The organism is Achromobacter sp., assembly GCF_050285585.1.
Taxonomy (GTDB): Bacteria; Pseudomonadota; Gammaproteobacteria; order Burkholderiales; family Burkholderiaceae_B; genus Achromobacter.
This window is the reverse complement of the sequence record NZ_JBLZXF010000012.1, coordinates 22,792-45,880: the sequence shown is the minus strand read 5'-3', so window position 1 is coordinate 45,880 and position 23,089 is coordinate 22,792. Positions and strand designations below refer to the sequence as shown.

Genomic DNA, 23,089 nt, shown 5'->3' with positions numbered 1-23,089 from the left:
TTTTTCAGAAGGGCGCGTCGCCTTCGATGGTGGTGCGATACAGCTTGCGGCGCAGATGATCGGGCGTGCCCCCGGCCAGATGGATCAGCGAGCGGTTGTCCCAGAACACCAGGTCGTGGGGTTGCCACTTGTGGCGGTAGATGTGCCCGGGCCGGATGCTGTGGGCGAACAGTTCGTCCAGGATCTGGCGGCTCTCGTCCTCCGGCAAACCCTCGATGCGCGTCGTGAAGCCTTCGCTGACGAACAGCGCGCGGCGTCCGGATTCGGGATGCGTGCGCACCACCGGATGCACGACCTCCTGCACCTGCGCCAGCTGCTGCGCGCTCAGGTTGGGGCGCCAGGCGCCTTCCTTCTGCAACTGCCCGTACTTGGCCAGATAGGAGTGCACGGCGCGCTTGCCGTCGATGGCATCGCGCAGGGCGGCCGGCAGCGTGTCATAGGCCTGGTGCATGTTGGCGAAGAGCGTATCGCCGCCTTCCGCCGGCAGCTCCTGCGCGTGCAGCAGCGATCCCAGGCTGGGCAGTTCCTTGTACGAAATGTCCGAGTGCCAGTACTTGCCGGCATCGCCCAGGCCCACCGGCGCGCCGTTCTCCACAATGTTGGAAACCACCAGGATCTCCGGATGCCCGGGCAGATGGAACTGATGCAGCACGTGGATCATCAGGCGGCCGAAGCGGCGGCTGAAATCGATGTGTTGCTGCGGCGTGATGCGCTGATCGCGGAACACCAGCAGGTGATGGTCCAGATGCGCCTGGTGCACCCGGGCGAAATCGGCCGTGTCGAGTTCGCGCGACAGATCGATGCCGACGATCTCGGCGCCCATCGCGTCCGCCAGGGGACGGATCTCGAAATCCTGGGGCGCGGGGGCCGTCGCGTACCGCGGTGCGGCATGCGCCTCGGACTGGCGCAGCGCATTGCTCTGGGACATGGATCGCTCCTTGCGGGTGAACCGGCGCACAGGCCGGCGTTGGAGCGATCCATTATGAAAACCCGCTACCTCGCGGCAAACGAATTATTCGGCGTTTGTTCAAGCCCGCGCGTCATATAGGGAGGGATCCGGCCTGTGGATAACCCTGGGGGCAAGCCCTGGGACAAGCGCGGGAAAACCGGTGGAAGGCCGGGGGATATCCCGGTGGATAGCCAGTGGATTGCAAGTGGATAGCCGGTGCATAACTCGGCTCCAGCCATAGAAAAGGCGCTGATCCGTGCGGGATTGCGCCTTTTAAATCAATCGCTTGCGCGAATCACGACCTGGGAAGAAAGGCCTCCACCAGTTTTACCCAGTACGTCGCGCCGACCGGCAGCAGGGCGTCGTTGAAGTCGTAGTTCGGATTGTGAAGCTGGCATGGCCCCATGCCGTGATAGCTTTCCAGGCGATGCCCGCCGTCGCCATTGCCCAGGAACATGTAGGTGCCCGGGACGGCCTCCAGGAAGAAGGAAAAGTCCTCGGCGCCCATGAAGGGCGGCATGTCCCGCAGCACGTTTTCAGCGCCGAAGGCGTCCTCCGCGACCTGGGCGGCAAAGGCCGTTTCGTTCTCCCAGTTCACCAGCGGCGGATAGGCGCGCACGAAATCCAGTTCGCCCGTGCCGCCGTACACCTGCGGCAACGTCGTGGCGATGCGGCGCATGTCCGCCTCGATCTTGTCCAGCGCCTCCACCGAATACGTGCGCACGGTGCCGCGCAGCACGGCTTCGCCCGGAATCACGTTGTACGCGTCGCCCGCGTGGATCTGCGTGATCGACAGCACGGCCTGGTCCAGCGGATTCTTGCTGCGCGAGATCACCGTCTGCAGCGCATGGACCATGTCGGCCGCCACGACGATGGGATCCACGGACGCATGCGGCTGCGCCGCGTGGCCGCCGACCCCTTTGATGACGATGTCCCACCGGTTGCTGGAGGCCATGGTCGGGCCCGCGCGGAACCCGAACTGGTTCACCGGCATCCCGGGCATGTTGTGGATGCCGAAAACCGCATCGCACGGGAAACGGTCGAACAGGCCATCCTGCATCATGGCGCGCGCGCCGGCATTGCCGCCTTCCTCGGCCGGCTGGAAGATGAACACGACGGTGCCATCGAAATGGCGATGCGTGGACAGGTACTGCGCCGCGCCCAGCAACATGGTCGTGTGCCCGTCATGCCCGCAGCCGTGCATGCGTCCACTGATGGTGGACTTGTGTGCAAAACGATTGTGTTCCGGCATGGGCAGGGCGTCCATGTCGGCACGCAGGCCGATCGTTTTCTTGCCGCTGCCCGCGCGCAGAATTCCCACCACACCGGTTTTCCCCAGCCCGGTGTGGACTTCCAGTCCCCAGCCGCGCAAGCGCTCGGCTACCAGCGTGGAAGTGCGCGTTTCCTGGAACGCCAGTTCGGGATGCGCGTGGATATCCCGGCGCAGCGCGGTCAAATCGCTGTGTGCGCGTTCGATTTCGTCGATGGTTTTCATGGCTGTGGATAAACGGTAAGGATGAAAATTGGCGGCCTGCCGGCCTAGGCCGTGTCGTTCAAATGGCAGGCGCTGAGCTGCCCCGGCGCGATTTCCCTCAACAACGGCCGTTCCGCTTTGCAACGCGGCATGGCATGTGGACAACGCGGATGGAACGCGCAGCCCGTCGGCGGATCCAACGGCGACGGCAGTTCGCCCTTGATCGGCTGGTACGTTCTGCGCCCCGGCCGCAAGGTAGGCAGTTCTTTCAGCAGCGCCTGGGTGTACGGATGGTTGGCATGCCGGAAAACGGTATCGGTGGGCGCCAATTCCACCACGCGTCCCAGGTACATGATAGCCACGCGATCCGAAATGTGGCTGACCACGCTGAGATTGTGGCTGATGAAAAGATAGGTCAGGTCCAGTTCCGCGCGCAATTGTTCGAACAGATTCAGCACCTGCGCCTGGATCGAAACGTCCAGCGCGGCGACGGCTTCGTCGCAGACGATGACCGACGGCTTGAGCGCCAGGGCGCGCGCAATTCCGATGCGCTGCCTCTGTCCGCCCGAGAATTGATGGGGATAACGCTGTGAAAAACTCGGATCCAGGCCGACCTGGCGCATCAGCCCGGCCACGTATTCCGCCTTGTCCCGCGTCCGTGCCAGGCCGTGGGCCACGGGCGCCTCGCCGATGATCTCCCGCACACGCATGCGCGGATTCAATGAGGCATAGGGATCCTGGAAGATCATCTGCACCCCCAGTTCATAGGCCCGCCGTTCCGCCCCCGCCAGCTCCCGCGCCGGCTTGCCCCGGTAGCGCACCTCTCCCGAAGTCGGCGGCAGGATGCCCGACACGATGCGGCCCAGGGTGGATTTTCCACAGCCCGATTCGCCCACGATGCCGATCACCTCGCCCGGCATCACATCCAGGTCCACGCCGGCCACGGCGTGCACGACCTGCGTCTTCAGGCCGGCTCCCAACAGGTTCGCGATCCGGCCGGCAAGATCCACATGCTGCACGAAGCGCAGTTCGACCTGGCGCAGGGAAAGAATGGGAGCGGCGGTGTCGCGTTGCGCGGTGCTCATTTGATGTCCGGGCCTCCTGCGTGCCAGCACCGCACCCATTGGGCCGGGCGTACCTCCACGGGCTGCGGCTCGGCCAGACAAGCATCGGTCGCGCGCGGGCAGCGCCCCCGGAATGCACAGCCTTGCGGCAGATTGAGCAGCGACGGCGTCATGCCGGGAATCGGCACCAGCGGCCTGCCGCGGGATTCGGGCGTAGGGATGGAAGCGATGAGGCCGTGCGTGTAAGGATGCATGGGATGGCTGATGACCGCCTCGGTGCTTCCGGTCTCTACGACCCGGCCCGCGTACATCACCGACACGCGATCCGCCAGGCCGGCCACGACCGCGAGATCGTGCGTGATCCAGATCAGGCCGGTGCCGGTTTCGCGGCATAGCTTCTGCACTTCAAAAAGGATCTGGCCTTGTATCGTCACGTCCAGCGCAGTGGTAGGTTCGTCGGCGATGATCAGGCGCGGAGAATTCAGCAGGGCGATCGCGATCGCCACGCGCTGGCGCATGCCGCCCGACAACTGGTGCGGATAAGTCCGCAGGCGTTCCTCCGGCGAGGGGATGCCCACCATCGCCAGGGTCTGCAACGCGCGCTGGCGCGCCTGTTCGCGCGTGGCGTTGCCGTGGGCCTGCACCGCTTCGATCATCTGCGTGTCCACGCGCAGCACCGGGTTCAGCGTCATCATCGGATCCTGGAAGATCATCGCGATCTCCTGGCCCCGCAGCTGCCGCCAGCGCGCAGGCGTCGCGCCGCGCAAGTCTTCCCCGTTCAGCCGCAACTGCCCGTCCACGATGCGGCCCGGCGCGTCCAGCAGGCCCATCAACGAAAAACCCGTGATGCTCTTGCCCGATCCCGATTCGCCGACCAGGCCCAGGATCTCGCCTTCGGCAAGTTGCAGGTCCACGCCATCAACGGCCTTCACCACGCCATTGCGGGTGAAGAAATGCGTTTTCAGCCCATGCACCTCGAGTATCGGCTTCCGGGCGTCCAACGGGTTCTCCACAAGCGATGTCTGCATCTCGCCACCCCTCAGTTCTCGTGGCGCGGGTTGAGCACATCGCGCAGGTGGTCGCCCACCAAGTTGATGGCGATGATGGCCAGCGCCAGGGCGATGCCGGGAAAGAAGGAAATCCAATACTGGCCCGACAGCAGGTACTCGAAACCGTTGTAGATGAGCATGCCCAGCGAAGGCTCGGTCACCGGCACGCCCACGCCCAGGAACGACAGCGTCGCTTCCAGCGCGATGGCGTGCGCCAGGTCGATGGTGGCGATCACGATCAGCGGTGGCATGCAGTTCGGCAACACGTGGCGGAACAGCACGCGTCCCCAGGACAAGGACATGCAACGCGCCGCTTCCACGTATTCCTTGCCTCGCTCGACCAGAGCCGCGCCGCGCGCCGCCCGCGCGAAATACGCCCACTGCACCACAATCAGCGCGATGATCACCTTGTCCACACCCTTGCCCAGGATGGCCAGCAGCATCAACGCCACGAGAATCGCGGGAAACGACAGCTGGATATCCACGATCCGCATCAGCAAGGCGTCGATGCGCCCCCCGAAATAGGCCGCGATCAGGCCAACGGTAGCGCCGATGCCGAAGGCCGCGAGCACCGACACGGTCGCCACCAGCAGGCTGGTGCGCATGCCGTAGAGAATGGCCGACAACAGGTCTCGCGCCTGGCCGTCGGTGCCCAGCCAGTAATGCATGGCGCCATCGCCGCTTTCACTGCCTGGCTTGAGCTTGGAATCCATGATGTCCAGCACGGCCAGGTCGTATGGGTTCTGCGGAGCGATCCACGGCGCCAGCAGCGCCGCGCCCACGATTACCACCAGCATGGCCAGGCCAAGCGTCGCCAGCTTGCTGGCAAAGAAGTCCGACAGAAAGCGGCGCCAGGGCGTCTGCTCCTTGGCCCGCGGCGGCGGCACGGCGGCGGAGGCGGGTGTGTTCATCGGCGGTTATCCAGGCGGACGCGGGGATCCAGCACCGTATAGATGATGTCCACCACGAGGTTGAGCATGACCAGGAAGAACACGATCAGCAGCAGATAGGCGACTACCACCGGACGATCCAGATTGATGATGGAATCGATCAGCAGCTTGCCCATGCCCGGCCACGAAAACACGGTCTCGGTCACCACGGCGAACGCCATTACCTGGCCGAATTCCAGTCCCGCGACCGTCACGACCGGGATCAGGATGTTCTTCAGCAGATGCACGCCCAGCACGCGTCTTTCCGACAGGCCCTTGGCGCGCGCGAACTTGATGTAGTCCATGGGCAGGGCCTCGCGCGTGGCCGCGCGCGTCACGCGGATGATCATCGCGCACTTGGCGAAAGCGATCGTCGCCGCCGGCAGGGCCAGGCTCAGCCAGCCATCGAGTGTCAGCACGCTCAGCTGCAGGGATCCTATGCTGACGGTCTGTCCTCGCCCGCCCGCGGGGACCCAGCCCAGCATCACCGCGAACACCATGATGAACATCAGGCCCACCCAGAAATTGGGCAGCGAGAATCCCAGCACCGACCCCGTCATGATCGCGCGCGATGCGGGCGCGTTGGGCTTGAGGCCGGCGCGTATGCCCAGGGGCACGCCGATCAGCACGGACAGCAGCATGGCCACGCATGCCAGCTCCACGGTGGCCGGCATGCGCTCGAGGATCAGGCGCATCGCGGGTTCGCCCGTCAGGAAGCTGTTGCCGAAATCTCCGCGAACCGCCTGGCCCATGAAGATCAGGTACTGCCGCCACAGCGGCAGATCCAGGCCCAGCGACGCGCGCACCGCGGCGCGCTGCGCTTCGGTGGCCTCCGGGCTCGCCAGCATCGATACCGGGTCGCCCACCATGTAGATGCCGGCAAAGACCAGCGCCGACATGACGAGCATGACGACGATGGTCTGCAGCAGCCTTCTTACGATCGTTGCAAGCACGAGATGCCGCCCGCCACGCGCATTACTTTTTCAGGGTCGCGAATTGCGCAAGCGTGACCTGGTCGGGCCGGCCCCGATAGCGGATGTCATTCTTCATGGCCCACACCGACAACTCGAAATGGATGGGCAGCATCGCATAGTCGTCCATGGCGATATTGCTGGCCTGCGACAGCAGCTGGGCGCGCTTGGCGTCATCCATGGTGGACGATGCTTCCTTCACCAGCGCATCCATCTTGGGATTGGAATAGCGGCTTCGATTCGTGGTGCCCAGGCCTGCCTCCGGATTGCGCGTGACCAGCAGCGAGGTCAGCGCGTTGGACATTTCGCCGCTCGTCACCGACCAGCCGGCCAGATACGCCGAGAATGCGTAGCTGTCGCGATTCTTGAAGAACACCGGGGGCGCCATGGCGTCCACGCTGGTCTTCACGCCGATGCGGGTCCACATCGAGGCGATCGCCTGAGCCACCTTCGAATCGTTCACGTAGCGGCCCGAAGGCGAACCCAGCGTGATCGAGAAGCCATCGGGATAGCCCGCTTCCTTCAACAGGGCCTTGGCCTTTTCGACGTCCGCCTTGGGCGCCTTCGAGTGCTCTTTGCTCGAACCGAACATGGGGTAGGGCAGCAAATTGCCCGCCGGCAGCGCCACGCCGCCCATCACGCGTTCCACCAGGGCCTGGCGATTGATGGCCAGCGACAGCGCCTCGCGCACGCGCTTGTCCTTCATGGGATTCTTGTCGGTGCCCTTGACCCCGGGCGAGGGCTCCGCGTACTGATCGAGCGCGACGTACACGACGCGCACCGAGGGCGTTTCCTCTACGAATAGCTTCTTGTCCGCCTTCAACTTGGGCAGATCGTCGGTTGGGGGATCCTCGATCATGTCGACGTCGCCGGCCAGCAGCGCCGCCGCGCGCGCCGCGGCGTTGCTGATCGGCCGGTAGACCACGCGGTCCCATTCAGGCTTCTTGCCCCAGTAGTTGTCATTGCGCGCCAGCACGAACTCGGCGCCCCGCTTCCACGACACGAACTTGTACGGCCCGGTTCCGACCAGGCCGTCGCCGCTGTTCAGTTCGGTGGTCGTCTTACCCTCGGCGGCCGGCCCCGATGCCGCCTTCTTGGACATGATGGGCAACTGCGCCAGATTCACCAGCAGATTGGGGGCCACCTCCTTGGTCGTTATCCGCACCGTTTGGGGGTCCACCGCTTCGGTCTTCTCGACCGATCCCAGATACAGCGTGAAAGGCGACGGACTGTTGGGCACCTTCGGCACGCGCGCATACGTGAAGACGACGTCCTCGGCCGTGAATGGCGTGCCGTCGGAGAACTTCACGTTGGGACGCAGCTTGAAGGTCCATACCTTGCCGTCCACCGTCCAGGATTCCGCAAGCGCCGGCTGGGGTTTTAGCTGCGCATCGGTCGCGACGAGGGTGTCGAAGATGGTCTGGGAGATCTGCGTATTGGGCGTCAGCGCGTGGTACTGCGGATCCATGGAGGAAGGTTCCGTCTTCAAGGCGATCACCAGATCGCGAGCCATGGCCGAACCGAGTGTGCCAAGCGCCAATACCACCGCGGCCGAACCACAGGCCAAGACGCGCGAAAACCGAGATGCCATTGTGATCTCCCAGAGTTGTTTCGGGTTTTGAACCTCGGGGCCACAGTAACCACCAAACAAGCCCCCGCGCAACAGTTATATTCCCTTATTGTTCTCGTTTCGCCCACGCTGAAATATGTCCGCCTACGCCCCCATCGCCGCCATTGCCACCGCTCCCGGAAGAGGCGGCATCGGCGTCGTGCGCGTCTCGGGCGCGGACCTCTCCGGGCTGGTGCGCCGCCTGTTCCAACGCGATCTCGTCCCGCGCCACGCGCACTATCTTCCGTTCAAGGCGGAGTCCGGCGAATTGCTGGACGAGGGCATTGCCATCTACTTCCGGGCGCCGCATTCGTACACCGGCGAAGACGTGCTGGAATTGCAGGGGCATGGCGGCCCGGCCGTGCTGCGGCGCGTGCTGGAAAGCTGCCTGGCCGCGGGCCGCGACCTGGGCGTCCGGCTGGCCGAGCCCGGCGAATTCACGCGCCGCGCCTTTCTGAACGACCGCATGGACCTGGCCCAGGCCGAGGCCGTCGCCGACCTGATCGAAGCGTCGTCGGTAGCCGCGGCGCGCGGCGCCATGGCGTCCCTATCGGGCGAATTCTCGGCACGGGTAAACGATCTATCGGATCGCATCATCCATTTGCGCATGCTGGTCGAGGCCACGCTGGATTTTCCCGAAGAGGAAATCGACTTCCTGGAGAAGTATCAAGCGCGCGCCACCCTCGAAGCGCTCGCCACGGATCTGGCCAGGCTGATCGCGCAGGCCCGCCAGGGCGTGATCCTGCGCGAAGGCCTGCACGTCGTCCTCGCCGGCCAGCCCAACGTCGGAAAATCCAGCCTGCTCAATGCGCTGGCCGGCGACGACATCGCCATCGTTACGCCGATCGCCGGCACGACGCGGGATAAGGTGGTGCAGGAAATCCACATCGATGGCGTGCCGCTGCATATCGTCGACACGGCCGGCCTCAGGGATACCGAGGATACCGTCGAAAGCATCGGCATCGCCCGCACCTGGCAGGAAATCGAACGCGCGGACGTCATCCTGCACCTGCAGGATGCCACCCAGCCTGGAGACGAGCTGGACGCCCAGATCACCGCGCGCCTGCCGCCGCGCACGCCCGTCCTCAAGGTCTTCAACAAGGTGGACCTGCTGCCCGCGGCCTTTGCCGCCGCCCCGGGAGAACTCGGCATTTCCGCCAAGAGCGGCGTCGGCCTGGATGCGCTGCGCGCCGAACTGCTGCAGATCGCGGGCTGGAATCCGGGGGCGGAATCCCCCTGGCTCGCGCGCGAACGGCATTTGCGCGCGCTGCAGGAGTCCGCGGAACACCTGGCGCTGGCGGGCGAGCACGCCGAACAGGACGACCGGGTGCTGGATCTCTTCGCGGAAGAACTGCGCCTGGCGCACGACAGCCTTTCCAGCATCACTGGCAAGTTCACCAGCGACGACCTGCTGGGCGAGATCTTTTCCAGCTTCTGCATCGGGAAGTAGGCCGCGCCACGGCGCGGGCCGCCGCCCCCGCGCTTCTATGGCTTGCGGGCCGCCTCCACCAGGCATTCCGACAGGCGGTCGAAATGCTGCAGCGCAGCCTGGCTCAGCTCGACCTGCTTGCGGCGGGCGTCTTCGGTATCCACCAGCAGGACCCAGCCTTTTTCGCGCATCGACTTCAAGCGGGCGTGCAGGGTCGCGGGCGAGCCGATGCTGTCCACGGCCATGACGTCCCGCACGGACAGACGGCGTTGCTCTTGAGAGGCGCGGGCGACCAGGGTCAGGATCCGTTCTTCTACCGGGTCCAGCGATGGCAGGGAAGGCAGGCCGCGCAGGGCTTCTGCAAGGCGCAGGAAACGCAGGTAGATGTCCGCGGGCCTCTTTCTTTGTTTCATGGATAATGAACGCGGCGACCGATGGCGTGGCAAAAAGTAACCGATGATACTCAGGATATGGACAACATTCTAGGTCAGGGAAAATGGGCCCTGACGACGACCATACTGTTCCTTGCGAGCCTGGCGGTCAACGAATGGGTCTTCACGAATCTGGAATTCGTCCGCGGCATCAACTGGATCTACCTGCCCGCGGGCGTGCGGCTGGTCAGCACGCTGCTTCTTGGCCTGCCGGCCGCGATCGGCCTGTTGATCGGGTCCTGGATCGCCTGCTTTTTCTATTACTTCCCCGATGATTTCGTGCGCTCGGTGGCCGGCGGCATGATGGCGGCCGCGGCGCCCTACCTGGCCTACCGCTGGGCCCGGGCAGCGCTGCACCTGCGGCCGGATCTCGGCAATCTCACCGCCTGGCGGCTGATCGTCTGCGCGGTTGCCTATGCGCTGGTGAATTCGGCGATCCATCACGCCTGGTTTTTCTTCCAGGGTGAAAGAGCCGCGCTGCCGGGCGGATTCGTGGCGATGTTCACGGGAGACGTCACGGGCTCATTGTTCGTGCTGTACACGCTCAAGGCTGTAGCCGCCATGTTCCGGCGGCTTCCGGCCGGCTCGCGCACCCACGCCATCAAGGAAAGCCCCGCCAAATAAGCGGCTCAGCTCGTCACGGCCGCCGGATCGCGTTCCGGCTCTTCTCCGTCCAGGGCCTGGGCGGAAACACCGGAACCGCGGGCTCGCAACAGCTTGTCCAGGCGCTCGGCCAGCGTACGCATGTCCCGGGCTCTTTTGCCATGCAGCACCCGGCCGAGCGCGCCGAGATTCAACGCCATCGTCCGCAGTTCCGACAGTTCGCTCTCCGTCAGGGGGCTGCCCTGATCCCGACGGCGCTCGGCCCGGTCGAGGACGGAGGCGCACGCCCCGTGGAACCTGGAGTATTCCTCCCAGAGATTGGGCGGGCCGCTACCCGCCGGAACGGACTTTCCGGATGCCATGGACGCTCCTGTGGGGAACCGCGCAGCAATTCTTGGTGTGGCCGCGCGACTCGGTCGAGAACCCGCGCGACATATTTATTATAAATTTTATAACTAATTTGCCTGGTGTTCCCCCAGCGCTCAAATGCCCGTATATTTTGGATTCGGCCGGCCACGGCGCGACTGGCATCCAGGCTGGCGGCCCGCTGGCCTTTCTTGCGCGCAGGATTCCCGTGCCCTTCGATATCCGTCCCGCCGACATCTCGGACATTACCGCGATCGAGCAGATCGTCGCGAGCGCCTATGCGCCGTACGTCGCGCGCATCGGCGCGACGCCCGGACCCATGCTTGACGATTACCCCGCGCGCGTTGCGCGGAACATGGTGCATGTGCTGGAGACGCAGGAAGGCATACAGGGCATCCTGGTGTTGATCCCCGAGGAAGACTGCCTGCTGCTGGACAATATCGCGGTGTCGCCCGGCGCGCAGGGAAAGGGTTATGGGAGGCAGCTGCTCCGGTTCGCCGAAAGCGAGGCGCGCCGTCTCGGCTACGCGCACATCCGCCTTTATACGCAGGAAAAAATGACCGAGAACATCGGCATCTATACGCGTCACGGCTATGTCGAAACGCACCGCGCCGAAGAAATCGGATTGAAGCGAGTGTTCATGAAGAAAGCGCTTTGACGCCGCGTTTTCTTCCCATTAAAAAATACGAGTATTTACTCGTAAATCATGAGTCGGGCCTTCCGCCCTCCTGGACGCGGGACACCGCGATCCGCGCGCGCCGGTTGCTGGCCAATGATTTTGCATAGACGGAATCGGGCCGGATATGGTGCGCGATCACATAGCCCGTTACGCACGCCAGCATGAGCGGCAGCATGACCTCGTAGCTGAGCGTCATCTCGAATATCATCAGGATCGACATCAACGGTGCGTACGTCGTGGCGGCAAGCAGCGCCCCCATGCCGACGATGGCATAGCTGGAAACGGCCGACAGATCGCCGGCGGGAAACAGGGCTTGCAGCCCCGTGCCGTACAGGGCGCCCAGCGCAGCCCCCACGAACAGCGTGGGCGTGAACACGCCGCCTACCGCGCCCGATCCCACGCTGGCCGCGGTCGCCAACGTTTTGAGCAACAGGATGGCGGCGACCGCCTGCCAGGCCCATTGCGTATGCAGCATGCTGTTGACCACGCTATATCCATTTCCCCAGACCTCGGGATTCACCACCGATAGCGCGCCCACGATCAGGCCGCCCGCCGCCATCCTGGCCCACAAGGGAAAAGGCAGGCGTCCGAACGCGCTGCGCGCCATGTCCAGGAATCGCAGGAATTGCGGCGCCGCCAAGCCCGCGATCAGGCCCAGGCCCAGATAGTTGATGACTTCCCAGCCGGACACGAAATCGAAGGGCGGCATGTGGAACACCGCGTCGTAATGCAGGATCTGGCGCGTCACGATGTTGGCCACGACCGACGAAACGACCAGCGGCACCAGCGTGGCGGACGCGATGGCGCCGTAGACGATCTCGGAAATGAACAGCGCGCCGGCAATGGGCGCGTTATAGGCGGATGTGATGCCCGCGGTCGCGCCGCAGGCCACCAATAGTCTCAGATGCCTGGGCGGCAGCACCAGATATCGCCCCGTCAAAGAGGACAGCATCGCCGCCAGCTGCACCATGGGGCCTTCGCGGCCGATGGAAGCGCCGGAGCCAATGGAGAAAATGGATGACAGGCTGCGCGCGACCGTCTGACGGAACCCGATGATGCCGCGGCCGACCGATATCGCTTCCATGTAGTCCGCCGCGCCGCGCTTGGGCAGCCGCTTCGCCGCCAGTTGCAGGATCGCGCCTGCGATGGCGCCACCGGCCGCCGGCATCAAGAACCGCTGCCAGGGGCTGAGCCCCCTGGCGAGGGATACCATGCCGTGGGGAACGTCGCCGCCGCCCAGCAATACCTGCGTCCAGCCGAGCAGTTCGCGGAAAACAACCGTGGCCAGCGCGCCAAACAGCCCCATCAACGCCGCCGCACACACCGTAGCCGGCAGATTGTCGGCCAGCAAACGGCTTCTCAGCCAGGTCGCCCAACCCGAATTCTTGATTCTGATTTCTCTCGCCATGGCGCGATTCTACGGCGAAACCTGCTCACTTTTTGTTCAGTCCCCTGTAATGAAACGCCGGACGCCTCCCCCCGAATCCCCGCTTTCGAAGAGGGCCCACAGGGCCGTTTATGGCCTCTGGAAAGGCAAAAAACCGGAGATGCCAAACCGCGTTTTTCGGGGTAAAAGTGCCGGTTTTGGGGCCCGGATCCGGGAAGAGGGCTGTGGATAACTCCTAAGGCGGCCGGTTGTGCACATTTTGTGGAGGCAAGTTGAACAAGCAGGGGTTTCGGACAGGGTCCAAAATCTTGTCCAACTTCAGCTTTTTTCCCACACAGAGTTCTTGCACAGGCAAAAACGGCTCCAAGCCGATGAAAAAAAAGAGGTTTTCAAGGTTAAGGTAGTTATCCACAGCCCTTATTAATCATTAGTCTTTATATAAAGAGAAATAAAGGAAAAGCCAAACATGTCTTCCCATTTCCCCCAGCCATCCCCCCCCGGACTCCGTCCATGCGCATCCTTCTGATAGAAGACGAAGCCGAACTGGCTCGCTGGCTTTCAAGAAGCCTGGCCAGGCATGCCGGCTTCGTTGTCGAATGGGCCGATGACGGACTGGTTGCCGAACGAAGACTGGCAATCGAAGAATTCGATGCCGTCATCCTGGATCTCGGACTTCCCGGCATGGATGGCCATACCTTGCTGGCGAAGATTCGCGCGCGGGACGACCGTACGCCGGTGCTGGTCTTGACCGCGCGCGATTCGCTGGCCGAAAAAATCGGCACCCTCCACCAGGGCGCGGACGATTTCCTGCCAAAACCGTTTGTTGTGGAAGAGTTGGAAGCGCGATTGATCGCACTCATCCGGCGCAGCCGCGGGCGTGAACACCCGCGCCTCACTCTGGGGAACCTGGTTTTCGAGACTTCGGCCCAGAAATTCACTGTCGCGGGGCAGCCCCTGCAGTTATCCCCACGGGAACATTCGGTGCTTCGGGTGCTGATCCAGAAAAGCGGCGAACCCATCAACAAGCAGCAGATCCTGGACCGCATCGTCACCGACGATGAAGACATCAATCTGGAAGCCATCGAGGTCCTGGTGCACCGGTTGCGCAAAAAATTGGCGGACACCGGCGTGCAGATCGTCACCATGCGGGGCATGGGCTACTGCCTGGAGAACGTTGTTGACAACTAGAAGTCCGCGAAAAACCAGGCAAAAACGGACGCGCACCCTCAAAGCCCAGTTGCTCTGGTGGCTGATTCCGACACTGGTGCTGGTGATGATGGGCGCGCTCTGGTTATCCAACCACCAGCTGCGGAACCAGGTCGACATTGCCTACGATCGGTCGCTCTCCGGAGCGCTTCGCGCGATCGACCACAACATATCCACAGCCAGCGGTGGATTAGCCATGGAGCAGCCGTACCTGATGCTGGAATTTTTCGAGCTGACGGCCAATGGCAGCGTTTTCTACCGCGTGGCGACCGAAGACGGGCTGGCGGAAATCGGGCATCCCGACCTGCCCATGCCGACGGAACCCCTGGTATCCGGCGAGCCTCGCTTTTTCTATGCGACCTATCAGGGGACACCGGTGCGCGTCGCGGCGCTGGCGCGCCCCATGGATCCCCCTCTGTACGCGAACAAAGGGGGACGGGTAGTGGTGCAGGTCGCGGAAGGCCTGGATACGCGCCAGGCCTTCCTGCATCAGGTCCTGGTACGTTCCGTGGAACGGGACCTTGCCGTCATTCTCATCAGCGTCCTCGTGATCGTCCTGGGGGTTTTCATGGCCTTGCGCCCCCTGGCCCGCCTGCGACAAGAGGTGGAAGGGCGCTCTGCAGACGATTTAAGCCCCGTCAGCGCGTCGGACATGCCAAGGGAGGTCCTACCCCTAGTTGCGGCCGTAAACCTCCACATGGCCCGTTTTGCGGCCCAGGCGAGGGTCCAGAGCCAGTTCCTGGACGACGCATCGCACCAGTTGCGCACTCCGCTGTCGGTGCTGCGGACCCAGACGGCCTATGCGCTGCGTGAAACAGACCCCCAGGAGGTCCGTACAGCCCTTCTGGCGATGCAGGAGGGCCTGGACAGGGCGGTGCGCACCACCAACCAGATGCTGGCCCTGGCGCGCGCCAAAGACGCCTCCCTGGCCGAAGGCGGGTTTGTCCCCGAATCCGTCGACCTGGTGGAGCTGGCCGATGGCGTCATCCGCAGCCTGCTTCCGACGGCTCGCGTCCGCCAGCTGGACATCGGCCTGGAAGCCGAGCAGCGGCCCGTCGTCGTGCAGGGCGCCGACTGGCTGCTGCGCGAGGCGGTCAGCAATCTGGTGGACAACGCCATCCGTTACACCTCGCCCACGGGAGAAGTCACTGTCCGGATCGAAACCGACGGCGAACAGGCCAGGCTGGTCGTGGAAGACAGCGGCCCGGGAATGTCCGCCGAGGACATCGCCCGCGCCTGCATCCGCTTCCGCCGCGGGGCCGCGGGCAAGAACAAGCCGGGCGCCGGCCTGGGCCTGGCCATCGTCGGCACCATCGCCGAGCTTCTGGGCGCCCGGCTGGTCCTGGAGAACAGGGCGCCGCTGCCCGGCCTGCGGGCTGCCTTGGTGTTTACCCTCGGACAAGGGCCGGATGCTGCGCTGCGCCACGAAAACGGCAGTTTTTGAAAGGTATTGGAAAGCTTCGATTTTGTACGGTTGCGTCCACTGGGGCAGCCAGCGCGGAAAATCGCCACGGCGGGGCTTCCAGCCATACCTAGACCTATAAATCTCGGAGACGCAAGAATGCAGACGAGTCTGAAGCTCCGCCTGGCCGCCATTGCGGCGCTTGGCGCGATTACCCTCTCCCTGGGCGCCGCCCAGGCCGCCGAAGAGCCCCGCCGCCCGGAATGCATCGCGCCGGCGCAGCCCGGGGGCGGTTTCGACCTGACCTGCCGCCTGGCCACCGAAGGCCTGAAGCAAAGCGGCGCGCTCAAGAGCGCCATGCGCATCGTCTACATGCCCGGCGGCATCGGCGCCGTGGCCTACAACAACATCGTCGCCCAGCACCCCAACGAGCCTGGCACCATCGTGGCGTTCTCGGGCGGCTCCCTGCTGAACCTGGCGCAGGGCAAGTTCGGCAAGTACAACGTCAACGACGTGCGCTGGCTGTCCGCGATCGGCACGGACTACGGCGTCGCGGTGGTTCGCAACGATTCCCCGTACACGGACCTGAAGAGCCTGATGGAGGCCTTCAAGCAGGATCCGACCAAGATCGTGCTGGGCGCGGGCGGCACCGTGGGCAGCCAGGACTGGATGAAGGCCGCCCTGACCGCCAAGGCCGCGGGCGTGGACTTCAAGAAGATGCGTTTCGTCGCCTTCGAAGGCGGCGGCGAGGCCGTGACGGCTTTGCGCGGCGGCCATATCCAGGCCTACATGGGCGATGCGGCGGAAGCCTTCACCATGCTGGAAGGCGGCGCGCCGATCCGCGTGCTGGCCGTGTTCAACGACCAACGCCTGCCGGGCAAGCTCGGGACCGTGCCCACCGCCAAGGAACAGGGCTACGACATCGTCTGGCCCATCATCCGCGGCTTCTACGTCGGCCCCAAGGTGTCGGACAGCGATTACCAGTTCTGGGTCGACGCCTTCAACAAGACCACGGCTTCGCCCGAGTTCGACAAGCTGCGCCAGCAGCAGGGCCTGTTTCCGTTCAACAAGACGGGTCCCGAACTGGATGCCTACGTGAAGGAGCAGGTCAAACGGTACGGCGAACTGGCTGATTCCTTCGGTCTGGTCAAGAAGTAAGCACCAGGCCTTTCCTCCCGGCATCGCGCCCGCCAGGGCTTTTCGCGCCGCGGGCTTTCCGCGGCGGCGGGAGGGGCTGCGCCGCGCGATGCGACTACAACGGAAAAGTGATCATGAACGATCGATTATTGGGGCTGGCGGCGCTGGCGCTTTCCGCCTTCATGACCGCGGCCGGATGGGGGATCGAAGCCCCATTCGCCTATGAGCCCGTGGGGCCGCGCGCATTCCCCCTGCTGGTGGCGCTGATCATTGGCCTGTGCGGCCTGTGGCTGGTCTACAAAGGGGGCAATGCGGTCGAAGCCAATCCTCCCGGCGCCAACGGCCGCATCGCGTTGATGGTGGTGTTCGCCGCCGCCTATGCCTTCCTGTTCCAGTGGCTGGGTTTCGTGATTGCCACGTCGCTGATGACGGTGTTCGTCGGCCGCCTGTTTGGCGGCGGCTGGATCAAATGCGCCATAGGCGGCGTGGTCATGAGCGTTTTCTTTTTCGTGCTGTTCGACAAAGTGCTGGACGTCGTCCTGCCGGGCGGATTGCTGGAGAGCCTGATATGAGCGCCATACTCGATCACCTGACCATAGGTTTCGGCGTCGCTTTCTCGTTGACGAACCTGCTGGTCGCAGCCATCGGATCCTTCTTTGGAACGATGGTGGGCGTCCTGCCCGGGCTCGGTCCCATCAACGGCGTGGCGATGCTCATACCGATCGCATTCGCCATGAACCTGCCGCCCGAAACGGCATTGATCCTGCTCGCGGCGGTGTACGTGGGCGCCGAGTACGGCGGTCGCATTACGTCCATCCTGCTCAACGTGCCGGGCGAGGCCAGCGCCATCATGACGACGCTGGATGGCTACCCTCTGGCGCGGCAGGGCCTGGCCAACGTGGCCTTGTCGCTGTCCGCATGGTCGGCCTTCTTCGGCGCCATCGTGTCCGTGGTCGGCATCATTCTGCTTGCGCCGCTCCTGGCGAAATGGGCGCTCGCATTCGGTCCTGCGGAATACTTCGTGCTGATGATTTTCGCGTTCTGCTGCCTGACCAGCCTGCTGGGCAAGCAGCCCGTCAAGGGCGTGCTGGCGGCGATGATCGGGCTGTCGATTTCGGTGGTCGGCGTGGATGCGAACTCGGGCGTGTACCGCTATACCTTCGAATCGGTGCACCTGGCCGACGGCATTGATTTCGTGGTTGTCGTGATCGCGCTGTTCGCGGTCAGCGAAATGCTGGAAATGCTCGAGAAGGTGATGGCGGGCCATAGCGTGGAAGTCAAGGCCAGCGGCCGCAAGCTGTTCAATCTGAAAGAACTGGTCTTCACCTGGTGGAGCGTCGTGCGCAGCGCATTCGTCGGCTTCGGCGTGGGCGTGCTACCGGGGGCGGGAGCCAGCGTGGCCGCGGCTGTGGCGTACTCGCAGGAGAAGCGCATCATCGAGGCCAAGGACCCGGAGGCGAAGTTCGGCAAAGGCGATATGCGCGGCCTGGTGGCGCCCGAAGCAGCCGCTACCGCGTCCGCAATCGGCTCCTTCGTTCCGATGCTGACCCTGGGCGTTCCGGGCTCCGGCACCACGGCGGTGATGATGGGCGCGTTGACGCTCTACAACATCACGCCTGGCCCTGTCCTGTTCGAGTCCAAGCCCGACCTGGTGTGGGGATTGATCGCCTCGCTGTTCGTCGCCAACGTGCTGCTCTTCATCATGAACGTGCCGCTCGTCCGTCTTTTCTCCAAGGTCCTGTCCGTGCCGGGATGGCTGATGGTGCCTGGCATTCTGTGCATCAGCTACATCGGCGTGTACGCGATCAACGCGGGCACATTCGATCTGCTGCTGGTGGCCGGGATCGGCACGCTGGGCTACTTCCTGCGCAAGCTCGGCGTGCCGATGGCGCCGCTGGTGCTGGGCGTGGTGCTGGGCGACATGATGGAGCAGAACCTGCGCCGCGCCTTGTCCATGACGGATGGCGATGTGTCCGTGCTGTTCGCCAGCCCCGTCGCGATCGCCTTGTGGGCGGGAGCCGCCGCGGTCGTGATCGTGCCGCAGGTCATGCGCAGGTTGCGGGCAGCGAGAAAGGTTGCCGCCGATCCGGCCTGATGCGAGTTGGAGGCGTTCGCGGCGTTGTCCTGCGAATGCTCCGGATCATCGCCGGAATTGCATGGGGCGCCTCGCGGCGCCCCTTTTTTCATGCGTCGGAATGAATAAAAATAGAATGCGAGCTTTTATTCATATTTATGGTTTTGGCGATTAAACCCGCGCCAGGCGCTCCAGCGCGGCGTCGAGCGTGGCATCCTTTTTCGCGAAGCAGAATCGCACGATGCGATGGTTGGATTCCGGTGCGTCGGGCTGGCGGTAGAAGGCGGATACCGGGATCACGGTGACGCCATGATTCACGGTCAGATCCCGCGCGAAATCGGCCTCGCTCTGCTTGGAAATCCCGCTGTAATCGGCGAGCAGGAAGAACGTGCCGGGGCTGGGGAGCGGGCGGAAACGGGTCTTTTCCAGGCCTTGCGCCAGACGATCGCGCTTGGCCTGGTAGAAGCCCGGGAGATCCAGGTAGGGCTTGGGGTTGCGCATGAATTCGGCCAGCGCGAACTGCATGGGCGAGGGCACGGTGAACACCATGAATTGATGCACCTTGCGTAGCTCGGCGCTGAGCTGGCGAGGGGCGCAGCAGTAGCCGATCTTCCAGCCGGTGGTGTGATAGGTCTTGCCGAAGGACGAGATTACGAAGGCGTGCTCGGCCAGCAGGGGCCGGCGCGCGATGCTGGCGTGCGGTTTGCCATCGAACACGATGTGCTCGTAGACCTCGTCGGAGACCAGCAGCACACCGGTGTCTCGCACGATGGCTTCCAGCGCGTCGAGATCGCTGTCGTCGAGCACGGCGCCGGTGGGGTTATGGGGGAAGTTCAGCATCAACAGGCGCGTCTTCGACGTGATGGCGTCGCGCACGCGCTGCCAGTCGATGCGGTAGTAGGGATCGCCCTCGATGGGGGCGCGCAATGGCACCGGCACCGCGGTGCCGCCAGCCAGGCGGATCGCCGGCAGATAGGAGTCATAGCAGGGCTCGATCACGACGACCTCGTCCCCGCTGCCCACGGCGGCCAGCACGGTGGCCATCAACGCTTCCGTGGCGCCGCTGGTGACGGTGATCTCGGTTTCGGGATCGTAGGCATGGCCGTAGAGTTCGCGCGTCTTGGCGGCGATGGCTTCGCGCAGCGGAGCCACGCCAGGCATGTAGGGGTATTGGTTGTGGCCGTCGGCCATCGCCTTGGCAACGAGCGCGCACAAGGCAGGATCGGGATCGAAGTCGGGAAACCCCTGGCCCAGGTTGATGGCCTTGTGTTCGATGGCCAGGCGGCTCATCACGGTAAAGATGGTGGTGCCAACGTCAGGAAGTTTGGATCGGATCATGGTGAACGGGGAAGTGGACGCTGCTAGCAAAGAGAGTTTTCGTAAGTATCCCACTAACTCATAATTCGGTTTTCTCATGAGCTCAAGGCGCGGAAGGGGACGTGGTGGGGAATATGTTGTGGAGGGTGCTGGGCGGGTTTGCGATTGCGCTGACAGGGGCCTTGCTGGCGGTGTGGGCGCATATTCCACTGCCCTGGATGCTGGGCGCGCTATTGCTGACCGCCGCGACGCGGATCGCGGGCCTGGGCACGGCTTGCCCAAGGCCGGCGCGCAACGGCGGGCAGTGGGTGATCGGAACATCGCTGGGTCTTTATTTCACGCCGCAGGTGATCGGACACATCGGCAGCAACGCGGGGCCCATCATCGTGGGCATGCTGTTCGCGCTGGGGCTGGCGTTCATGGGCACCGCCATCCTGCGCCGCTACGCCGACGTGGATTTCAAGACCGCCTGGTTCTCGTCCGCGATCGGCGGCGCAAGCGAGATGGCCAACCTGGCGGAGCGGCACGGCGCGCGCATCGACCGTGTGGCGACGGCGCATAGCGTGCGCGTGCTGTTGGTCGTGGTGACGGTCCCGTTCATTTTTCAATGGTGGGGCGTGGCGGGGTTGGATCCGACCGTGCCGGGGCCGCGGGAAGTCCATGGAGCCGGTCTGGCTTTGCTGGTGGCGCTGACGAGCATAGGGGGAGCAGCCTTCATGAAGCTGCGCCTGCCCAACCCTTGGGTGCTGGGCCCGATGCTCGTCGCCATGATATTGACGGCATCCGGTATCGAACTGTCGGCGTTGCCGGACTACGTGCCCAAGATCGGGCAGTTATTCATCGGGTGGTCGCTGGGCGACCGCTACCGGCCGGATTTCTTCAGGGCGGCTCCGCGCTTCATTGCCGCGGTGGCGGGGTTTACCGTTGCTTCCCTCGCGCTCGCGTTCGGCCTTGGCGCCTTGCTGTCCTTGTGGTCCGCTGCGCCCATTCCAACCTTGATCCTGGGCACCACGCCGGGAGGCATTGCCGAAATGGCGATCACCGCCAAAGTGCTGCAGCTGGGCGTGCCGGTGGTCACGGCATTTCACGTCACCCGGATGGTGTTCGTCGTGATTATTACCGGGCCGCTGTACGCGTTCCTGGCCCCCCGGCAGGCCGAGTCGGTGTAAATCAGACCTGTTCCAGTCTGAAAAATACGACATTGGGGAAAACAACTATATGAGTCTGTAATGTGTGATGAGTATGCTGATCAGGCAGTTGATTCAAGCAGCGCGCGGACTCGTTCTGCAGCTTGGCGGCAAGCGGGAACGCAGCAGCAACGCAGGTGTCACTACCGGTCGTTCAGTTCTCACGGCGTCCTTGATTCATTGCATTTCGAGTTAATTACAGGACGCTAGAAAAAATGGCTCAGAAGGGCAAAGTTAAGTGGTTCAACGCTGACAAGGGTTACGGTTTCATCACTCCGGACGTTGGCGGAACCGATGTTTTCGCACACTTTTCCGCCATCCAGGGCCGCGGCTATCGCAGCCTGAACGAAGGGCAGGAAGTCGAATTCGAAGTTAAGGATGGTCCGAAAGGACCTCAAGCGGCCGAAATTCGCCCGCTCTAAATCGGGAAATCCCAATTTCCCGTCCGCCAGGTTCGGCCTGGCTGCAACGCCCCAAGACCTCCGGGTCTGGGGCGTTGTTTCATTTTGGGGTCCTGTCTTTCTGGCCGCGCTCCGTCAATGTTAGTAATCACTAACATATTCTCGGCCCGTGGATAAGTTTGTGGATAATTATTTTTGGGCATGAGTATTTCCATGCGCAGTAATGAAGCAGTGACGTTTGGGAGCGCGGGGTTTTACACAGTTATCCCGGTTCTCGCCAATACCCGATGATATGAGGGCGGCGGCCGCGTCGTTCTTCCGATCAGCGTCGTGTTGAACGGAAAATAGAACATTTCCCTAGCAAATACATGCGTTTGGGCGGGTTTTCCGCAAAGAACGGCGGTAAGGTCGCGGGCGTCGACGATGAGCCTGCCGTTCAAGCAGAGGGGTATTTGGCCCCATGCGGCGCCGGTTGTTCACAAAGATATCCCCATCCCGGTTATGCACAGAATTACGTCTTTTGGCTTGCTGAGGCGAGCCCTGCGCCTGTGGATATAAATGGGGATAGAGGAGGACAGGGTCCGACTTTCGGGCAGGTCCGTGGCGATCCCCCGGACAGTTTCGTCAACGCCATGGCGCTGGCGTTTGGTCATGCCTGCGGGTTTTCCACAGCATGCGGAAGATAGGCTGGATCTCAACCATATGGATGATGGCGCGCGGCCTGCCGTGAGAGCAAGATGATTGCTTAGTCAATGAATCTCGCGGCGCGACCTCCACGAACTCGGTAAGTCCGCAGGATAAATATCGCGCCTGAATAACATTGGGGATAAATCGACAACGCCGTCAACGAGGCGATTTTGACCTATGCACGGCAGCTTGGTTCCCGCGTGATCTGATATTGCGTGTCCGCTTTTTTGGGTGAGCGCGAGATCTCCCGCTTCATCTTATCCACAAAGTTTTCCACGGCCACCGGCGCTTCTTGCGCACCGCTCGTCTCGCCATTCCCGGCAAGTCTTTCCGCTATTCCCACAACAAGAAAATGGCGGCCCCCATAGGGGAGATGTTGCGCATTTGTGCTTTTTCATGGATCTGAGTGGTTTGCGCCTGGGCGTGGGGTCGTGGCTGGGCAGTGGGTTGCATCCTCGTCTTTGTCCAACTTATCCCCAGAGTTGTTCCACGTGAAACGCGTTTGCTGTGGAATCCTGGAAAGGGAAAGTTTGTTGATAACCCTGTTATGAATTTGGTGGCTCGTCAGGAGCAGCGGGGACAAGATGTTGTACGGAGCGTGCGTGCCTGGCGGTAGAGACTGGCGCCATTGAAATGGCGAGGGCCATCTCGGTGGAAAACCCGTTTACCGAAATGATCTGATTAATGTCGGCGGATGTAGGCATGATCGGGAGTTGAAAATTTTGCGGTCCGCACTCG

General features: G+C 63.3%; 21 protein-coding genes. 10 read left to right on the top strand and 11 right to left on the bottom strand.

Going from position 1 to position 23,089, the window contains the following annotated elements; translation table 11 throughout:
• Positions 1-4: 4 nt before the first annotated feature.
• The 7 genes from ACN6PJ_RS17625 to ACN6PJ_RS17595 form a co-directional block, all read right to left on the bottom strand.
• Positions 5-928 (bottom strand): TauD/TfdA dioxygenase family protein, encoded by a 924-nt coding sequence (locus ACN6PJ_RS17625; protein WP_427997140.1) that lies wholly within the window; start codon positions 926-928, stop codon positions 5-7.
• Positions 929-1,244: 316 nt separating this feature from the next.
• Positions 1,245-2,444, bottom strand: coding sequence for a M20 aminoacylase family protein (locus ACN6PJ_RS17620; protein ID WP_427997139.1), 1,200 nt, complete (start codon positions 2,442-2,444; stop codon positions 1,245-1,247).
• Positions 2,445-2,488: 44 nt separating this feature from the next.
• Positions 2,489-3,508: an ABC transporter ATP-binding protein gene (locus tag ACN6PJ_RS17615; RefSeq protein WP_427997138.1), complete on the bottom strand. Its 1,020-nt coding sequence runs from the start codon at positions 3,506-3,508 to the stop codon at positions 2,489-2,491.
• Positions 3,505-4,515: an ABC transporter ATP-binding protein gene (locus ACN6PJ_RS17610; RefSeq protein WP_427997137.1), complete on the bottom strand. Its 1,011-nt coding sequence runs from the start codon at positions 4,513-4,515 to the stop codon at positions 3,505-3,507. The genes ACN6PJ_RS17615 and ACN6PJ_RS17610 overlap by 4 nt, the downstream gene beginning before the upstream one ends.
• A gap of 11 nt (positions 4,516-4,526) precedes the next feature.
• Complete coding sequence (locus ACN6PJ_RS17605) at positions 4,527-5,447, bottom strand: ABC transporter permease (protein ID WP_427997136.1); 921 nt, start codon at positions 5,445-5,447, stop codon at positions 4,527-4,529.
• Positions 5,444-6,418: an ABC transporter permease gene (locus tag ACN6PJ_RS17600; protein WP_427997135.1), complete on the bottom strand. Its 975-nt coding sequence runs from the start codon at positions 6,416-6,418 to the stop codon at positions 5,444-5,446. Before ACN6PJ_RS17600 ends, ACN6PJ_RS17605 begins: the two co-directional genes overlap by 4 nt.
• 22 nt (positions 6,419-6,440) lie before the next feature.
• Positions 6,441-8,027, bottom strand: a complete 1,587-nt coding sequence (locus ACN6PJ_RS17595) for an ABC transporter substrate-binding protein (protein WP_427997134.1) — start codon at positions 8,025-8,027, stop codon at positions 6,441-6,443.
• Between the two features lie 115 nt (positions 8,028-8,142).
• Between ACN6PJ_RS17595 and mnmE the strand changes: the two genes are divergently transcribed.
• On the top strand, positions 8,143-9,495 hold the full coding sequence (gene mnmE, locus ACN6PJ_RS17590) for a tRNA uridine-5-carboxymethylaminomethyl(34) synthesis GTPase MnmE (protein ID WP_427997133.1): 1,353 nt from the start codon (positions 8,143-8,145) through the stop codon (positions 9,493-9,495).
• Between the two features lie 35 nt (positions 9,496-9,530).
• On the opposite strand, the gene ACN6PJ_RS17585 is transcribed toward mnmE, so the two are convergent.
• Positions 9,531-9,887, bottom strand: coding sequence for a winged helix-turn-helix domain-containing protein (locus ACN6PJ_RS17585; protein WP_427997132.1), 357 nt, complete (start codon positions 9,885-9,887; stop codon positions 9,531-9,533).
• A 57-nt stretch (positions 9,888-9,944) separates the two neighbouring features.
• On the opposite strand from ACN6PJ_RS17585, the gene ACN6PJ_RS17580 reads away from it, so the two are divergent.
• The gene (locus tag ACN6PJ_RS17580) at positions 9,945-10,529 is read left to right on the top strand and encodes a hypothetical protein (RefSeq protein WP_427997131.1); all 585 of its coding nucleotides are present in this window, start codon (positions 9,945-9,947) and stop codon (positions 10,527-10,529) included.
• 5 nt (positions 10,530-10,534) lie between these two features.
• Here the strand turns inward: ACN6PJ_RS17580 and ACN6PJ_RS17575 are convergent, their stop codons facing one another.
• Entirely contained in the window at positions 10,535-10,870 is a 336-nt protein-coding gene (locus ACN6PJ_RS17575; RefSeq protein ID WP_427997130.1) for a hypothetical protein, read from the bottom strand.
• Here ACN6PJ_RS17575 and ACN6PJ_RS17570 point away from each other — a divergent pair.
• Complete coding sequence (locus tag ACN6PJ_RS17570; RefSeq protein WP_427997129.1) at positions 10,864-11,532, top strand: GNAT family N-acetyltransferase; 669 nt, start codon at positions 10,864-10,866, stop codon at positions 11,530-11,532. The two genes, ACN6PJ_RS17575 and ACN6PJ_RS17570, sit on opposite strands and share 7 nt — an antisense overlap.
• Positions 11,533-11,578: 46 nt before the next feature.
• Here ACN6PJ_RS17570 and ACN6PJ_RS17565 read toward each other — a convergent pair whose 3' ends face one another.
• On the bottom strand, positions 11,579-12,961 hold the full coding sequence (locus ACN6PJ_RS17565) for a ClcB-like voltage-gated chloride channel protein (RefSeq protein WP_427997128.1): 1,383 nt from the start codon (positions 12,959-12,961) through the stop codon (positions 11,579-11,581).
• Positions 12,962-13,450: 489 nt separating this feature from the next.
• Between ACN6PJ_RS17565 and ACN6PJ_RS17560 the strand changes: the two genes are divergently transcribed.
• The 5 genes from ACN6PJ_RS17560 (at position 13,451) to ACN6PJ_RS17540 (ending at position 18,780) form a co-directional block, all read left to right on the top strand.
• Positions 13,451-14,128, top strand: a complete 678-nt coding sequence (locus ACN6PJ_RS17560) for a response regulator (RefSeq protein WP_427997127.1) — start codon at positions 13,451-13,453, stop codon at positions 14,126-14,128.
• Positions 14,118-15,590, top strand: coding sequence for a sensor histidine kinase (locus ACN6PJ_RS17555; RefSeq protein WP_427997126.1), 1,473 nt, complete (start codon positions 14,118-14,120; stop codon positions 15,588-15,590). Before ACN6PJ_RS17560 ends, ACN6PJ_RS17555 begins: the two co-directional genes overlap by 11 nt.
• A gap of 117 nt (positions 15,591-15,707) precedes the next feature.
• Positions 15,708-16,706, top strand: a complete 999-nt coding sequence (locus ACN6PJ_RS17550; protein WP_427997125.1) for a Bug family tripartite tricarboxylate transporter substrate binding protein — start codon at positions 15,708-15,710, stop codon at positions 16,704-16,706.
• Between the two features lie 113 nt (positions 16,707-16,819).
• Positions 16,820-17,257, top strand: coding sequence for a tripartite tricarboxylate transporter TctB family protein (locus tag ACN6PJ_RS17545; protein WP_427997124.1), 438 nt, complete (start codon positions 16,820-16,822; stop codon positions 17,255-17,257).
• Positions 17,254-18,780, top strand: a complete 1,527-nt coding sequence (locus ACN6PJ_RS17540) for a tripartite tricarboxylate transporter permease (RefSeq protein ID WP_427997123.1) — start codon at positions 17,254-17,256, stop codon at positions 18,778-18,780. Before ACN6PJ_RS17545 ends, ACN6PJ_RS17540 begins: the two co-directional genes overlap by 4 nt.
• A gap of 150 nt (positions 18,781-18,930) precedes the next feature.
• Here the strand turns inward: ACN6PJ_RS17540 and ACN6PJ_RS17535 are convergent, their stop codons facing one another.
• Positions 18,931-20,097: a pyridoxal phosphate-dependent aminotransferase gene (locus tag ACN6PJ_RS17535; RefSeq protein ID WP_427997122.1), complete on the bottom strand. Its 1,167-nt coding sequence runs from the start codon at positions 20,095-20,097 to the stop codon at positions 18,931-18,933.
• A gap of 113 nt (positions 20,098-20,210) precedes the next feature.
• On the opposite strand from ACN6PJ_RS17535, the gene ACN6PJ_RS17530 reads away from it, so the two are divergent.
• Positions 20,211-21,245 (top strand): AbrB family transcriptional regulator, encoded by a 1,035-nt coding sequence (locus ACN6PJ_RS17530; protein WP_427997121.1) that lies wholly within the window; start codon positions 20,211-20,213, stop codon positions 21,243-21,245.
• Positions 21,246-21,478: 233 nt separating this feature from the next.
• Complete coding sequence (locus tag ACN6PJ_RS17525) at positions 21,479-21,685, top strand: cold-shock protein (RefSeq protein WP_006216596.1); 207 nt, start codon at positions 21,479-21,481, stop codon at positions 21,683-21,685.
• Positions 21,686-23,089: the final 1,404 nt, after the last annotated feature.

Bases quoted from the DNA above. Each gene is read 5' to 3' on its own strand.
- ACN6PJ_RS17560 (WP_427997127.1), top strand. From the start codon at position 13,451: ATGCGCATCCTTCTGATAGAAGACGAAGCCGAACTGGCTCGCTGGCTT.
- mnmE (WP_427997133.1), top strand. From the start codon at position 8,143: ATGTCCGCCTACGCCCCCATCGCCGCCATTGCCACCGCTCCCGGAAGA.
- ACN6PJ_RS17535 (WP_427997122.1), bottom strand. From the start codon at position 20,097: ATGATCCGATCCAAACTTCCTGACGTTGGCACCACCATCTTTACCGTG.
- ACN6PJ_RS17580 (WP_427997131.1), top strand. From the start codon at position 9,945: ATGGACAACATTCTAGGTCAGGGAAAATGGGCCCTGACGACGACCATA.
- ACN6PJ_RS17525 (WP_006216596.1), top strand. From the start codon at position 21,479: ATGGCTCAGAAGGGCAAAGTTAAGTGGTTCAACGCTGACAAGGGTTAC.
- ACN6PJ_RS17530 (WP_427997121.1), top strand. From the start codon at position 20,211: ATGTTGTGGAGGGTGCTGGGCGGGTTTGCGATTGCGCTGACAGGGGCC.
- ACN6PJ_RS17540 (WP_427997123.1), top strand. From the start codon at position 17,254: ATGAGCGCCATACTCGATCACCTGACCATAGGTTTCGGCGTCGCTTTC.
- ACN6PJ_RS17565 (WP_427997128.1), bottom strand. From the start codon at position 12,961: ATGGCGAGAGAAATCAGAATCAAGAATTCGGGTTGGGCGACCTGGCTG.
- ACN6PJ_RS17585 (WP_427997132.1), bottom strand. From the start codon at position 9,887: ATGAAACAAAGAAAGAGGCCCGCGGACATCTACCTGCGTTTCCTGCGC.
- ACN6PJ_RS17605 (WP_427997136.1), bottom strand. From the start codon at position 5,447: ATGAACACACCCGCCTCCGCCGCCGTGCCGCCGCCGCGGGCCAAGGAG.
- ACN6PJ_RS17615 (WP_427997138.1), bottom strand. From the start codon at position 3,508: ATGAGCACCGCGCAACGCGACACCGCCGCTCCCATTCTTTCCCTGCGC.
- ACN6PJ_RS17610 (WP_427997137.1), bottom strand. From the start codon at position 4,515: ATGCAGACATCGCTTGTGGAGAACCCGTTGGACGCCCGGAAGCCGATA.
- ACN6PJ_RS17595 (WP_427997134.1), bottom strand. From the start codon at position 8,027: ATGGCATCTCGGTTTTCGCGCGTCTTGGCCTGTGGTTCGGCCGCGGTG.
- ACN6PJ_RS17625 (WP_427997140.1), bottom strand. From the start codon at position 928: ATGTCCCAGAGCAATGCGCTGCGCCAGTCCGAGGCGCATGCCGCACCG.
- ACN6PJ_RS17620 (WP_427997139.1), bottom strand. From the start codon at position 2,444: ATGAAAACCATCGACGAAATCGAACGCGCACACAGCGATTTGACCGCG.
- ACN6PJ_RS17570 (WP_427997129.1), top strand. From the start codon at position 10,864: ATGCCATGGACGCTCCTGTGGGGAACCGCGCAGCAATTCTTGGTGTGG.
- ACN6PJ_RS17550 (WP_427997125.1), top strand. From the start codon at position 15,708: ATGCAGACGAGTCTGAAGCTCCGCCTGGCCGCCATTGCGGCGCTTGGC.
- ACN6PJ_RS17545 (WP_427997124.1), top strand. From the start codon at position 16,820: ATGAACGATCGATTATTGGGGCTGGCGGCGCTGGCGCTTTCCGCCTTC.
- ACN6PJ_RS17575 (WP_427997130.1), bottom strand. From the start codon at position 10,870: ATGGCATCCGGAAAGTCCGTTCCGGCGGGTAGCGGCCCGCCCAATCTC.